This window comes from Acinetobacter sp. LipI_15 (assembly GCF_058242865.1).
On the sequence record NZ_JBZAYN010000001.1, the window covers coordinates 2,797,847 to 2,810,346 of the forward strand.

Consider the following 12,500-nt stretch of genomic DNA (forward strand, 5'->3'; position numbering starts at 1 on the left):
TTTTTATAGCATGATCATCATTAACAACAGTATCACTGATGAAGTTGTCTTATTGCCACCATATTTCACCAATAAAGACTCAGCTTCATTTAAAACCCGCAGTGCCTTTATTCTATCTGGCATTAAAAGCCCACTTGTTCACGCGAAACCTTTGCCACACACCCCCAAAATCCTTATAATTGAGCACAATTTTTATCTAATTTTAAGTGGATGACCATGAGTCGCGCCATATCGCATATTGATACCTTCCAAGGCTTAATTCTTGCCTTACAAAACTACTGGGCTGAACAAGGCTGTGTAATTCTTCAACCTTACGATATGGAAATGGGTGCGGGTACATTCCACACTGCAACTTTCCTACGTGCCTTAGGCCCTGAAACTTGGAACGCTGCTTATGTTCAGCCATCTCGCCGTCCGAAAGATGGCCGTTATGGTGAGAACCCAAACCGCCTACAACACTACTACCAGTTCCAAGTCGTGTTGAAACCAAACCCAGACAACATCCAACAGTTGTACTTAGATTCATTAAAAGCCATTGGTATTGATACCCTTGTTCACGACATTCGTTTCGTGGAAGATAACTGGGAATCTCCAACACTTGGCGCATGGGGCTTAGGTTGGGAAGTTTGGTTAAACGGTATGGAAGTAACTCAGTTCACTTACTTCCAACAAGTTGGTGGTGTTGAGTGCTACCCTGTGACAGGTGAAATCACTTACGGTCTAGAACGTCTAGCGATGTACCTCCAAGGTGTAGACTCTGTTTACGATTTGGTTTGGACTAAAGGTCAGTTTGGTACAGTGACCTATGGCGACGTGTTCCACCAAAACGAAGTGGAACAATCAACCTATAACTTCGAATATGCCAACGTTGAAAAAATGTTTGAACTCTTCGACTTCTATGAAGCGGAAGCGACTCGTTTAATGGAAGCGGAACTTCCACTTCCTGCATACGAACAAGTGATTAAAGCATCGCATAGCTTTAACTTGCTTGATGCACGTGGCGCAATTTCAGTAACTGAACGTCAACGTTATATTTTACGTGTACGTACATTGGCTCGTGCGATTGCGCAAAGTTATGTTGCTGCACGTGCGAAGCTGGGCTTCCCAATGGCAGAACCTGCTTTACGTGACGAAGTCCTTGCTCAACTCAAAGCACAAGTTGAAGCGGAAGTAAAAGTAGAATCTAAGGAGAGCAAATAATGTCTAAACATACAGTATTGTTCGAATTAGGCTGCGAAGAACTTCCACCAAAAAGCTTAAAAAAATTACGTGATGCGCTACATGCAGAAACGTTAAAAGGCTTAAAAGACGCAGGTCTTGCATTTGATGCGATTGAAGCTTATGCAGCACCACGTCGCCTTGCACTTAAAATTGTGAATGTTGATGCAGCGCAAGCCGACACACAAAAACGTTTTGATGGCCCTGCTAAACAAGCAGCGTTTGATGCCGAAGGCAAACCAACTAAAGCGCTTGAAGGCTTTATGCGTGGTCAAGGCATCACTGTTGATCAAGTATCGACTTTCCAAGCCGGTAAAGTTGAAAAAGTGTGCTACTTAAAAGACGTGAAAGGTCAAAGCCTTGATGTTTTACTTCCACAAATTTTACAACACGCTTTAGATAACCTACCTATCGCAAAACGCATGCGTTCTGCTGCAAGCCGTACTGAGTTTGTACGTCCTGTAAAATGGGTTGTGTTGTTGAAAGACAGTGATGTAATTGAAGCAACCATTCAGGATCACCAAGCAGGTAACGTGACTTATGGTCACCGTTTCCATGCTCCTGAAGCAATTACACTTGCAAATGCTGATGCTTATCTTGATGCCCTTCGTACTGCAAAAGTGATTGCAAACTTTGAAGAGCGCCAAGCCATCATCGACCAACAAGTCAAAACTTTGGCGGATGAAGTGAATGCCATTGCGATTGTCCCTGCGGACTTACGTGACGAAGTAACAGCATTGGTTGAATGGCCAGTTGCGCTTCGTGCAAGCTTTGAAGAACGCTTCCTTGCAGTGCCTCAAGAAGCACTCATCACCACGATGCAGGACAACCAAAAATATTTCTGCTTAGTGAATAGCGACAATAAACTTCAACCTTACTTCATTACTGTGTCAAACATTGAGTCGAAAGATCCGTCTCAAATTATTGAAGGTAACGAAAAAGTCGTTCGTCCACGTTTGTCAGATGCTGAATTCTTCTTCTTACAAGACCAAAAGCAACCGCTTGCATCTCGTAAAGAAAAACTTGCAAACATGGTCTTCCAAGCTGAGCTTGGTACACTATGGAACAAGTCTGAACGTATCGCGACTTTGGCTGTTGCACTTTCTGCAATCACTGGGGCAAACCCAGCAGATGCTGAAAAAGCTGCGCTTCTTGCTAAATGTGACTTAACCTCTGAGTTAGTGGGTGAGTTCCCAGAGCTTCAAGGTATTGCCGGTACTTACTACGCACGTATTGAAGGCGAAAATGATGAAGTTGCTGAATCTTTAGGTGAACAATACTTACCTAAATTTGCAGGTGACGTTTTACCAAAAACCAAGACCGGTACAACGCTTGCCCTTGCTGACCGTCTAGATACATTGACAGGTATTTTTGGTATTAGTCAGGCACCGACAGGTTCTAAAGACCCGTTTGCACTACGTCGTTCTGCGATTGGTATTTTGCGTCTTGTGACTGAAAATGATTTAGACGTTTCGATTGAAGATCTAATCAAACTTGCACTTGCTGCTTATGGCGATGTATTGAAAGACCACGATAAAACTTTGGCGGATGCAGTTGCATTCCTTGAAGGTCGTTACCGTGCGAAATACGAAGACCAAGGCGTGGCTGTAGACGTGATTCAAGCTGTTCAAGCACTTTCTCCAAAATCACCACTTGATTTTGACAAACGTGTAAATGCGGTAAATCATTTCCGTGACCTCCCTGAAGCTGCTGCACTTGCCGCTGCAAACAAACGTGTTGCAAACATTCTAGCGAAAGAAGCTGCTCCTGAAGGCGCTGTGGTTGAAGCAAACTTGGTAGAAGATGCTGAGAAAGCATTGTTCGCTGAACTTGCGAAAATCACACCTGTGGTTGAGCCGTTATTTGCTGCGAAGGACTACACTGCTGCATTGTCTGCACTTGCTGCACTTCGTGCGCCAGTCGATGCGTTCTTTGACGGTGTGATGGTGATGGCAGATGATGCTGACTTAAAAGCGAACCGTTTACGTATGCTTGCACAGCTTCGTGACTTGTTTACGAAAGTGGCTGATATTTCAGTGTTACAGCACTAAGTTTAAGCATTAATTAAAAACTCGCTTTAAAGCGGGTTTTTTTATGCCGTTTGAAATCTAGGTAAAATCCTGTTAGAAATAGCGGGATTTTTTGATAAGAACAATATATGAAAAGTATTACAGTCAATCATCCTTATCGCCCAGATCTCTATCTTTTTATCTTACATACAGTATTGATGGCATGCAGCTTTTACCTTTGGAAGGTTTATCCATACATTCCAAACAAGCCAGATATGGGTGCTTTATTCTTTTTGATTATTTCTGTTTTGGGTGGATTTATTGGAATCGTCATCGTTGCGGTGACTTTGCCAAGATTAGACCGCACTGTGCGTTACTTAACGCTTTCAAAATTTGTTTTAAGTTTGGTGTATTGGTTGTCGAGCACAACCATTTTCGTTTTATTGGGCAGTACTAAATTTATATTCAATAATTCCCTCGTGCTATTTGTCTTCGTTTTTCTATTTTTTAGCAGCCTGTATTTTTCAGTAATTCGTGTTGCAGATATGCGTAAGAAAGATTGGCTCATTATCGGTGGAGTATTGGGTGGCCTTGTGTTGTTGTTCTTTTTGCCAAAACTTTAATCGCTAAATAAAACAGCTAAGGCTTCATGGGTTATTTAGAATAACGTCCTGATAATTCAATGAGACGGTTTGAAATACGAGATCAATCACCAAGCTAAATCACTTCTTAATACATCAATGTGAAAAAGATCTGCTGTTGCACTCAATATCTCGTTTTAAATAAAGTTGAATAAGACTTGAGCAAATAAATCTCGGCATGCTAAAAATAACTCAACCTGAATAAAATGAAATACCTATGATGAATAAAAAATTACTTAGCTTTGGATTATTGATCCTATCTATTTCTTCTGCAAATGCTGGAACGGAAATGACTCATTCTCAAATCATCATTTCTTCACCTGATACCGTTGCAAGTTATGATTGCGCAGGACGCTCAGTGAATATTCCTGCTCCAGATAGCCGTATTACTCTAAAAGGCAGTTGCCCGATGATTACGGTTGCAGGTCCAAATACAACGGTCTATGTAGAATCAGTCAATAAAATCAATATTTATGGACCAAATTCGAAAGTGTATTATCAAAAAAGCACCCATCCATCACGCCAAGTCAGCATCAATGCCGTTGGTCCAGGAAGTGCAGCCTATAAACGTTAAATATTAAGTGAATGAAGTTGAATTTGGGCTTAAGACTTAAATCTATAGCCAATAATTCACCAATTCCCTATACTCAATCCAACAACACTCAACAAGAATGAAACTTATGAAATTGAAAGCATTCCTTTTGACTGGTCTTGCAGGTCTAACACTTTCTGCATGTACATCTGCACCAACGATTCCACAACTTGAAACTGGTGTATTACAAGAAGTTCAAAACATTGATGTATACCCAGATACCACCGATAACAAAGCAAAACTGACTAAATTTGTAGATAAATGCGTGATTGAATTTACCGGCAATTTAGAAGAAGCAAAATCGGTTGAACAATGGTCATTTAAAGGCTTAACCCTAATTTCAGGTGGTACAGCAACCTTTGCCAAAGATGGTACAAGTTCAGCGCACAATTTTGATTTAAATGCGGCGGATGTACAGAAAAACTTCCTTGCATTACGCGGTCATTTTGCAAAAGATGCGCTTACACAATGTGAATAAATAATAAAAACCATATCTCCAAAATGGAGGTATGGTTTCATTTTTCGTTTAATCTTGAATCATAATCAGTTCAAACCCATAATTTTTAATCATGAAAATCGTAACTAGAACCACACCACAGCAACGCTCAAAACACATATAAGCCACTGTATTTTCATAAAATTACAATAATGCATTAACTTAACCATGTTTCCACACTTCAAACTTCCGCGTATCTGAGCTGTTATTGCATTGTGTGACTTATCACACAAAACCACTTTTTGCTTTTTTTTACTCTTAAGATGTCCTCTGCTCCAAAAGCGCAAATGCTGAGTGCAACAGCAGCGTTCAATAAAAGAGGACAATTGCAAAGATGAAACCTTTATTTAAAACAACACTGATCACCGCAGCATTATTCGCAAGCACCCCACTATTTGCGAACACCGCAGTAGAAGCCAATGCGAAAGTTGAAACACAGCAACCGTCTGTACTGCAAAATCTAAAACAAGACATTAATCAGTCTGCGCATACAGCCGGTGACAAAATTGAAAAAGGCGTCGATAAGACCAAAACATTCACCCAAGAAAAGTGGCAAGACACCAAAGAATTCAGTGCTGACAAAAAGCAAGATGCAAAAAATAAATGGGCTGACCTAAAACAGTCTAAAGATGAAAAGTCAGATGCAGCGAAAGCCAAGATCGATGCCAAGGCTGAGCAAAATAAAGCTAAGCTTGATGAGCGCAAAGCACAGCTCGATGAAAAAGCTGCAAAAGACAAAGCAAAACTCGATGAACGTAAAAGCAATGTCGACAACAAAGTTGATCAAACCAAGAGTTATTTAGGTGAAAAAGCTCAGGAAGGTCGCCAATTTGCCAGTGAAAAATGGCAACAAACCAAAGCGAATTTCCAAAAAGGTCAAGAAGCCAATGTGAGTGGCAGTAGCAATGTACAGTTGCAAACGCCTGTCGCACAAGCTGAAGTCCATAGCTCACATGAAGCCAGCTTAGGCGCTCACAAATAAGTAAACTGGCTTTCATACCCTCTCCTCCAGAGAGTAGGCTCACCCTTCAGTGGGCCTTTTTTTTACCCTAGGCAAAATACAAACGTGTACAAAGCTGTCATTTGCTGTATTGATTTTGCTACGGCAAGTTTTTTTCGCTGCAATTTTTCCTATAATGCGTTAAAACCATTCATCAGATAGAAAATCTATAAAATTCAGAGGTGAAGCTGTGAAGATTTCATTAAAAGCAACGTTATGCCTAAGCTTAATATTCACGACACCCATGCTTTGGGCACAAGAAAACACAGCAGCGCAAAGTACTGAGCAACAAGCGAAAAAGCCTGTGAGCCCTTATGGAGATAATCCAAATTTATTGCATGTGTGGGCCTATAAAGCCCAAGAAGGCGTAGTCGGCGCTGCTAAAAATATTGGTGAAATGACTGAACGTGGTATTTCTAAAATTAAGCCTTCGGTTGACCAAGCTTGGGACAATACGAAAACTGCTACTCAAAATACAGTACAACAGGTTGATCAGGGCGCACAGCAAGCCACCCAAAACGTTAATGAAAAATTGAAGCAAACCCGTGAAAATATTACAGGTAAAACTAGCCAACCTGCGCCCATTAGCCAACAGTCGTTGAGTGAACCGTCTTCAGGCAATACAATCAATACGGCTCCGAGCAACAATGCGGGGCAAAATAACAATCAATATCCTCAAAGTAGCTATCCTTCGAGTTCGACGTCTACAACCTATCCTGTGACTGATTTATAATTTAACACCACATTTAAAAGCTCAACTTTGGTTGGGCTTTTTTAAAACCCAAATTGAATGCTTTGGGTCTTTGACCTATGCCTATAAAAACAATGAATTAATGAGAAAAAAATGCGAATTTTATTTGGTATCTTGCTTGGTATTCTGCTCTGCGTTGGCTCTGTGATTGGCTTACAACGTTTTCCACAATTGTTGAAAAGTTATCCACAGTTGCAGACTATTTTTCCCCAATTGTACGATTCATACCAATATAACCATGATGCCGAAGGTAAATTATTACAAACCTTAGAAATGCTTGATGACGAAGAATACAAATCAACTGAAGGCAATGAAGCGACACTGTATCAACTCGATGGTCAATGCAAAATAAACCTCTATGTTTTTGGTGAATCCAATCAATCCCTAACAAGTTATTATTTTCACAATGATCAGATTTTACGTGCCTATGAGACAAATTTGATCTACCCAAATGGTGGCTTTAATCCTGTACCCAATACCAAAGAGCCTTTTAAACTCGAAAAAAGTTATTTACGAATCATGATGCCAAACAGTATCAAGACTGAACTTGAATTTGAGCGGATCAAAAATCATTTCAATGCTAAATTTTTGAAAAAATGCTGAAATTTAACTATTAAATTAAGTATTAAGCATTAGGCTTGAGATATCGCCTACGTACAAACGATGCTGTACAGATTTGAATAAGCATCAACAGGCAAAATGAATAGTCAACCTAGACTGATAAATGATCAATATGAGCAACCTCTCCAAAGACAGAAAAATAGACCTGTCCCACAATAATAGGCGCCACAACAAGCCATAGCCCCCAGTACCAATAGCGATTTAAAAAATCAATAAGCGCCAAGACGAAATGCGCAATAAAAAATACCGAAACCAGCACAACTTGTAAGGTCGGCATGAATTTATGAACTTCAAAATCAGGATTCTGGAATAAATAATTTTCACTGATATTCAGTACATAACTGTACCATGCCCAAGTGATGCATGCGGTAAAGAGAATCAGCATGCAAAATATTCTTAAACTTTTTTTATTGGCAAGATCGACCTGCATAGACATCCCTATTTATATGGAGCATTGTTCAAAAATAATGTTCCTTAAACTCGATTTTAATTGACCTGTCGAATGACCATTCCCGCTTTAAAGGCTTCTACATTTTCCACCAATTGCTGCACAATGCGTTGTCGCGCATCGACGCTTCCCCATGCACTATGTGGGGTAATAATTAAATTTGGAATACTTGGGTCGAGCAGCACATTACCCTGCTTGGGTGGCTCAACCGTCAAGACATCGGTTGCTGCGCCTGCGATCCTCCCTAATTTTAATGCCTCGGCTAATGCAGTTTCATTGACCACACCACCTCGTGCGCAATTGATCACAAAGGCCGATGCTTTCATTTGAGCCAAGCTTTCATGATTGAGTAAATCACGAGTTTCATCAGTTAAAGGACAATGTAAACTCAGAAAATCGACCTGCGCTAGCATCTCAGAAAATGCTACACGCTCAGCCGCCATAGGTCGATTCGGTAGCGCACCAATCATAATTTTCATGCCAAAAGCTTTAGCCAAATGGGCCACGGCTTGCCCCAATTCGCCATAGCCAACAATCCCCAAAGTCTTACTAGCCAACTCAATAATTGGAAAATCCAGTAAGCAGAACTGATCCGCTTTTTGCCAATCTCCCTGTTGGACCGCCCGATCATACTGTCGAAATGATGTCGCCAAGTTCAACATTAACATCAAGGTATGCTGTGCGACCGCAGCGGTGCCATAAGCTTGGCAATTACACACCACGATGCCTTGTTGCTGTGCGTGTACAAGGTCAACATTATTGGTGCCAGTAGCAGAAATCAAGATCAGTTTTAATTGCGGATTGAGCTGCATGTGCTCAGCATTGATGTGTACTTTATTGCTGATAATCACATCAGCCCCTTGTATGCGCTGAGCAACCTCTGCAGCCGTTGTTACGGGATAGAGCGTCAAGTCATCAAACTGTGCTTCTAATCCGCTAAAATCTAAGTCCTGTTTATCTAGAGACTGATAATCTAGAAATACCGCTTTCATGGCTGCTTCCCTTCTGGCCGATTATAAAAATTCGATTGTGGATGATTAAAACCTGTGATGCACCAAAGTGCAATCGAACAGCATATAAAAAAACCCGCTATTTCGCGGGTTTATCGAGATGATGTTGCAATGAATTTCGAATTTTGAGTATGACATAAATGGTCAGTATCGTAAGTAATAACATACTGCTGCTAAAAATCAGTATGCTTGAACTAACCCCCTGTGCATAGGCTGAACCCATGGTCAGCACTAAGATGAATAATACAGCAAGCATCTGTGTTGAATGCATACTGATACCCCTCGTATTCCTCATGATGTTTTAGGTAGTATGATTGTTTTTTATACTGCCTTTCTCTCATCATAATCTCTTCCTACAAATTAGCAAGCTTTGGATTTTCAACCCAATGTCGAGCTTAAATTTGTTCGGGTTGCACCACGAACTGACAAGATGCATCGGCATTTTCCACAAAGAAGACTTGACCAAATTCATCGCTACTCAAACGCAGTTCTTTATAGTTCAGCGTGTAATAGCCCTCATATTTCTGCATTAAAATCGGATGCATACCTGTCGCCAGTTCATCTTGAGCTAAGACCAATTTCATTACCTGACGGTCATTCATCACCACCATGTAACGCTCATCTTGGACTTGTACGTATACCAGACCTGTGCCCTTGGGCTGCAAAGGGATCAAAAACTTGTGATTCAGTGCAATCACACCGGCTGCATAGCTTTCAATTTTTTGGCTAATCACGTTAAACACTAAACCATGATCAAACTGGTCGAGTAACAGGTTACGATTATCCTGTGGCACAAAAGTTGTGATCCCCAACTTTTGCAGATCTTGCTCACTGACTTGTTTGTTATTAAACAATACTCGTAATAAGGTCTGCTTTTGTTTGGCATCAAAAAATTGTGGATCAAGCTGAAACGAATTACTTTTTAAAATTTCACCCAAGGCATCTCGATGGCGAGTCAGTAAATTTTCGATAACTTTTCGATAATAAAATTTGCTGTTTTTCTTAACCCGACGCATTTTTTGATAAAAATACGGCGCATCAAAAGGATGTCTCAAGAAATCATTTAACAGTTCAGAACTCGCCAATACCGCAATGGCATCATGCCCTGTAAACGGCAGATGTAACACATGCACATGCGGAATTAAAGCCTGTAGTTTTTCAAAGTGAGCGCGATCTTCTGGACAATAAGGATCATACACCACGATATATTCGCGTGTAGTCGATACATCTTCAGCAAGTACTCGCATATTGGCATGCAGATTAGGTTGAAAGAACATGCCATAGCGTGTATCGACAATGTCTTCAGGGTCTATGGAGTACTGCGGCACCATACTGACCACACGATGGAATCCAAATAAATTGGCATACTTAATGGCAGCATAGCCGCCCATGGAACCACCATAGGCAATACGCAGATCAAATTGTTCGAGGATCGGCTTGATGGCTTGATACATCGGCTGCATTGATGATGCTGGAAACCACGATTTTTGTTTCGGCATCACACCGATCACATTAAAATCATATTTTTGCAAAGACTTCTCGGCATTGATGCTCAAGCCCTTGGCACGGGTAATCAAATCACCGAAGGAGAAAATAAGCTCACGAGAACTGCCAGGCTGAAAAATGACACGAATTTGATCATCTTCAAAAATGATGTGCTTTTCCATTGTACTTTGCTCCAGTCCTTGTTGCGTCACGCTTTTCCTTCCTTGTTGCATTCAAAGTTTATCTTGTTCCGAATATGCTATTTTATAGAGGCCATACAGATTAAAAAGTGCAGAATATGACACATTCAATACATCCTGCCGCACAACAAGGCTTTAGCTCTGCAGCTGAACTCTATCAACAAGCCCGTCCTGACTACCCGATTGAAATCAGTGCGTGGCTACAACAACATTTAGCTTTAGCCCCTCAAGCCCATCTGGTGGACTTAGGTTCAGGTACAGGCAAATTTCTCGAGTATATTCGCCCACTCAGTGAAAATATCACCGCGATCGAACCTGTGCATGAAATGCTGCAACAATTGCAGAAAAAACATCCGCATATTGCAACTTTAGCCGCCCAAAGTGATCAGATTCCACTGCATGATCATTCTGTGGCAGCGGTATTTTGTGCCCAGTCTTTTCATTGGTTTGCCACCCCTGAAACCCTCAATGAAATCAGTCGTATCTTAGTTCCCCATGGGGATCTTGTATTGATTTGGAACCAGCGTGATATCCAAGTCAATTGGGTCAAACAACTCGCTGATATCTTGAGTGTACTCGAAGGTGACACACCACGTTATCATAGTGGGCAATGGCAAAAAGTGTTTGCACAGCAGCAAACATTTAAATTAATTGCCGAAACGACCTTTCAACAAGTGCATCATGGTACAGTGGAACACGTGGTTTCCAAACGATTATTGTCCACCAGTTTTATTGCAGCGTTAAGCATGGATGAACAACAAAAACTGAAACAACAATTTGAAAATATCGTGGCTGAATCAACCCAAAAGACTGCGCAGGATTTCATTGATTTTCCCTATATCACGCATGTCTATATCTTTAGAAAAACACATTAGGACACGATTATGCTCATGCCAATCTCTTTAAAAAAACTCAGTGTTGTCTTCTTCATGGGTACGGTGCTAGGACTCACTGCATGTGAAAAATCAACAAAAACAGTGGAACAAAATAGTGAAATCAGTTCCGATGATCAAATCATGAAAGAGCTGAATAGTGATCCTATTAAAAACTTTGCCAAGACCCCAGATGATTTACACGACCTCACGCTTCTGACGCAATATGACGAGAGCTTTAGTCAAATTAGCGATGAGATGGAAGATGAGCTGATGAAACTGCGTGAGGAAGGCAAACTCACCGATGAATTTTCTACACAGCGTAAGCGTGACAACATCCAGTCGGCATTAAATATGCTCAAAGAACTCGAAATGAAAACTGAACAAGGCCGTTACATTCAAGGCTTGATGTACCAGTACTGGGACAATCAATCACAAATTTATCGTGAGAAAAATCAAGCAGCCGATGGTGAGTTAAAAAATCCTAGTGATAGTGTCAAAGGTCTCGGTCAGTTTATTCATGCACAAGAACAATTAGGTCATTGGCAGGAACAATATCCTGAACTAAAAAAAACTCGACAGCCTTAATCTTCCAAACTGTTGTAATCTATTTACCGAAATTCAACGTGGATGAATAAGAAGGTGACACGAGCTTAAAACTCAACGTCAAGGGCAAATTCATGCCCTTGAGGTGATTGCTCAATCTTAATTTGCGCTATGGTCGTTCAGCATATTGTGGTAAATCACCTGCGATATCATCCCATTCTGCTTTGGATGCGACAAAGATATGACAGGTTGGTTTCTGCGTGAGAGGCGTATCTAAGGTACCTATACGTAGACGATAATAATCAGGCGTTTCAGCCTTAATACTGATGATCGGTGATCCACACTCACTACAAAAACAACGCTGTGTGGTAGCTGTAGACGCATACTGTTTCAGAAACTGCTCACCGGCTACAATTTTAAAATCTGCTTTAGCAATCGGGGCATTGGTCGCAAATGCTGTACCATTGGCTTTGCGGCACCGAGAACAATGGCATTGCATGATCTCACCGACCGGACCATTGATCTCATAACAAACCGCTCCACACAAGCAGCTTCCGGTATATTGTTCTTGTACGCGCATAGTGGTCTTTCTTAGAAGAATTTCATCTCAA

At 41.0% G+C, this 12,500-nt stretch carries 15 protein-coding genes; 10 read left to right on the forward strand and 5 right to left on the reverse strand.

Annotated elements, in window-relative coordinates:
- Positions 1–216 precede the first annotated feature (216 nt).
- The 8 genes from glyQ (at position 217) to AC4CU0_RS13285 (ending at position 7,310) form a co-directional block, all read left to right on the forward strand.
- Complete coding sequence (gene glyQ / locus AC4CU0_RS13250; RefSeq protein WP_490743294.1) at positions 217–1,200, forward strand: glycine--tRNA ligase subunit alpha; 984 nt, start codon at positions 217–219, stop codon at positions 1,198–1,200.
- A complete protein-coding gene (glyS, locus tag AC4CU0_RS13255; protein WP_490743295.1) occupies positions 1,200–3,269 on the forward strand; it encodes a glycine--tRNA ligase subunit beta in 2,070 nt (689 codons plus the stop codon). The genes glyQ and glyS overlap by 1 nt, the downstream gene beginning before the upstream one ends.
- Before the next feature lie 107 nt (positions 3,270–3,376).
- A complete protein-coding gene (locus AC4CU0_RS13260) occupies positions 3,377–3,850 on the forward strand; it encodes a hypothetical protein (protein ID WP_180066230.1) in 474 nt (157 codons plus the stop codon).
- 235 nt (positions 3,851–4,085) lie between these two features.
- Positions 4,086–4,442: a DUF3060 domain-containing protein gene (locus AC4CU0_RS13265; protein WP_078192788.1), complete on the forward strand. Its 357-nt coding sequence runs from the start codon at positions 4,086–4,088 to the stop codon at positions 4,440–4,442.
- Between the two features lie 106 nt (positions 4,443–4,548).
- Positions 4,549–4,938, forward strand: coding sequence for a hypothetical protein (locus AC4CU0_RS13270; RefSeq protein ID WP_078189759.1), 390 nt, complete (start codon positions 4,549–4,551; stop codon positions 4,936–4,938).
- A gap of 352 nt (positions 4,939–5,290) precedes the next feature.
- Positions 5,291–5,938 (forward strand): hypothetical protein, encoded by a 648-nt coding sequence (locus tag AC4CU0_RS13275; RefSeq protein WP_180002919.1) that lies wholly within the window; start codon positions 5,291–5,293, stop codon positions 5,936–5,938.
- Between the two features lie 262 nt (positions 5,939–6,200).
- Positions 6,201–6,689, forward strand: a complete 489-nt coding sequence (locus AC4CU0_RS13280) for a hypothetical protein (RefSeq protein ID WP_180113705.1) — start codon at positions 6,201–6,203, stop codon at positions 6,687–6,689.
- Positions 6,690–6,800: 111 nt separating this feature from the next.
- Positions 6,801–7,310: a hypothetical protein gene (locus AC4CU0_RS13285; protein WP_180078097.1), complete on the forward strand. Its 510-nt coding sequence runs from the start codon at positions 6,801–6,803 to the stop codon at positions 7,308–7,310.
- A 109-nt stretch (positions 7,311–7,419) separates the two neighbouring features.
- Here AC4CU0_RS13285 and AC4CU0_RS13290 read toward each other — a convergent pair whose 3' ends face one another.
- The 4 genes from AC4CU0_RS13290 to AC4CU0_RS13305 form a co-directional block, all read right to left on the reverse strand.
- Entirely contained in the window at positions 7,420–7,713 is a 294-nt protein-coding gene (locus AC4CU0_RS13290) for a hypothetical protein (RefSeq protein WP_490743296.1), read from the reverse strand.
- Between the two features lie 101 nt (positions 7,714–7,814).
- The gene (locus AC4CU0_RS13295; protein ID WP_490743297.1) at positions 7,815–8,768 is read right to left on the reverse strand and encodes a 2-hydroxyacid dehydrogenase; all 954 of its coding nucleotides are present in this window, start codon (positions 8,766–8,768) and stop codon (positions 7,815–7,817) included.
- A 97-nt stretch (positions 8,769–8,865) separates the two neighbouring features.
- Positions 8,866–9,057, reverse strand: coding sequence for a hypothetical protein (locus tag AC4CU0_RS13300; protein WP_078189765.1), 192 nt, complete (start codon positions 9,055–9,057; stop codon positions 8,866–8,868).
- Between the two features lie 124 nt (positions 9,058–9,181).
- On the reverse strand, positions 9,182–10,453 hold the full coding sequence (locus AC4CU0_RS13305) for an alpha/beta fold hydrolase (RefSeq protein ID WP_490743511.1): 1,272 nt from the start codon (positions 10,451–10,453) through the stop codon (positions 9,182–9,184).
- Positions 10,454–10,569: 116 nt separating this feature from the next.
- Here AC4CU0_RS13305 and AC4CU0_RS13310 point away from each other — a divergent pair, with 116 nt between their 5' ends.
- Positions 10,570–11,346 (forward strand): class I SAM-dependent methyltransferase, encoded by a 777-nt coding sequence (locus AC4CU0_RS13310; protein WP_180108796.1) that lies wholly within the window; start codon positions 10,570–10,572, stop codon positions 11,344–11,346.
- A 9-nt stretch (positions 11,347–11,355) separates the two neighbouring features.
- Complete coding sequence (locus AC4CU0_RS13315) at positions 11,356–11,931, forward strand: hypothetical protein (RefSeq protein ID WP_490743298.1); 576 nt, start codon at positions 11,356–11,358, stop codon at positions 11,929–11,931.
- 127 nt (positions 11,932–12,058) lie between these two features.
- Here AC4CU0_RS13315 and AC4CU0_RS13320 read toward each other — a convergent pair whose 3' ends face one another.
- Positions 12,059–12,469 carry a GFA family protein gene (locus AC4CU0_RS13320; RefSeq protein ID WP_180048801.1) on the reverse strand — a complete coding sequence of 137 codons (411 nt, stop codon included), beginning with the start codon at positions 12,467–12,469 and terminating at the stop codon, positions 12,059–12,061.
- Between the last annotated feature and the right edge of the window lie 31 nt (positions 12,470–12,500).

What these genes read in the sequence shown, in the direction of transcription:
- glyQ (WP_490743294.1), top strand. Translation starts at nt 217, where the DNA reads ATGAGTCGCGCCATATCGCATATTGATACCTTCCAAGGCTTAATTCTT.
- glyS (WP_490743295.1), top strand. Translation starts at nt 1,200, where the DNA reads ATGTCTAAACATACAGTATTGTTCGAATTAGGCTGCGAAGAACTTCCA.
- AC4CU0_RS13260 (WP_180066230.1), top strand. Translation starts at nt 3,377, where the DNA reads ATGAAAAGTATTACAGTCAATCATCCTTATCGCCCAGATCTCTATCTT.
- AC4CU0_RS13265 (WP_078192788.1), top strand. Translation starts at nt 4,086, where the DNA reads ATGATGAATAAAAAATTACTTAGCTTTGGATTATTGATCCTATCTATT.
- AC4CU0_RS13270 (WP_078189759.1), top strand. Translation starts at nt 4,549, where the DNA reads ATGAAATTGAAAGCATTCCTTTTGACTGGTCTTGCAGGTCTAACACTT.
- AC4CU0_RS13275 (WP_180002919.1), top strand. Translation starts at nt 5,291, where the DNA reads ATGAAACCTTTATTTAAAACAACACTGATCACCGCAGCATTATTCGCA.
- AC4CU0_RS13280 (WP_180113705.1), top strand. Translation starts at nt 6,201, where the DNA reads ATGCTTTGGGCACAAGAAAACACAGCAGCGCAAAGTACTGAGCAACAA.
- AC4CU0_RS13285 (WP_180078097.1), top strand. Translation starts at nt 6,801, where the DNA reads ATGCGAATTTTATTTGGTATCTTGCTTGGTATTCTGCTCTGCGTTGGC.
- AC4CU0_RS13290 (WP_490743296.1), bottom strand. Translation starts at nt 7,713, where the DNA reads ATGCTGATTCTCTTTACCGCATGCATCACTTGGGCATGGTACAGTTAT.
- AC4CU0_RS13295 (WP_490743297.1), bottom strand. Translation starts at nt 8,768, where the DNA reads ATGAAAGCGGTATTTCTAGATTATCAGTCTCTAGATAAACAGGACTTA.
- AC4CU0_RS13300 (WP_078189765.1), bottom strand. Translation starts at nt 9,057, where the DNA reads ATGCATTCAACACAGATGCTTGCTGTATTATTCATCTTAGTGCTGACC.
- AC4CU0_RS13305 (WP_490743511.1), bottom strand. Translation starts at nt 10,453, where the DNA reads ATGGAAAAGCACATCATTTTTGAAGATGATCAAATTCGTGTCATTTTT.
- AC4CU0_RS13310 (WP_180108796.1), top strand. Translation starts at nt 10,570, where the DNA reads ATGACACATTCAATACATCCTGCCGCACAACAAGGCTTTAGCTCTGCA.
- AC4CU0_RS13315 (WP_490743298.1), top strand. Translation starts at nt 11,356, where the DNA reads ATGCTCATGCCAATCTCTTTAAAAAAACTCAGTGTTGTCTTCTTCATG.
- AC4CU0_RS13320 (WP_180048801.1), bottom strand. Translation starts at nt 12,469, where the DNA reads ATGCGCGTACAAGAACAATATACCGGAAGCTGCTTGTGTGGAGCGGTT.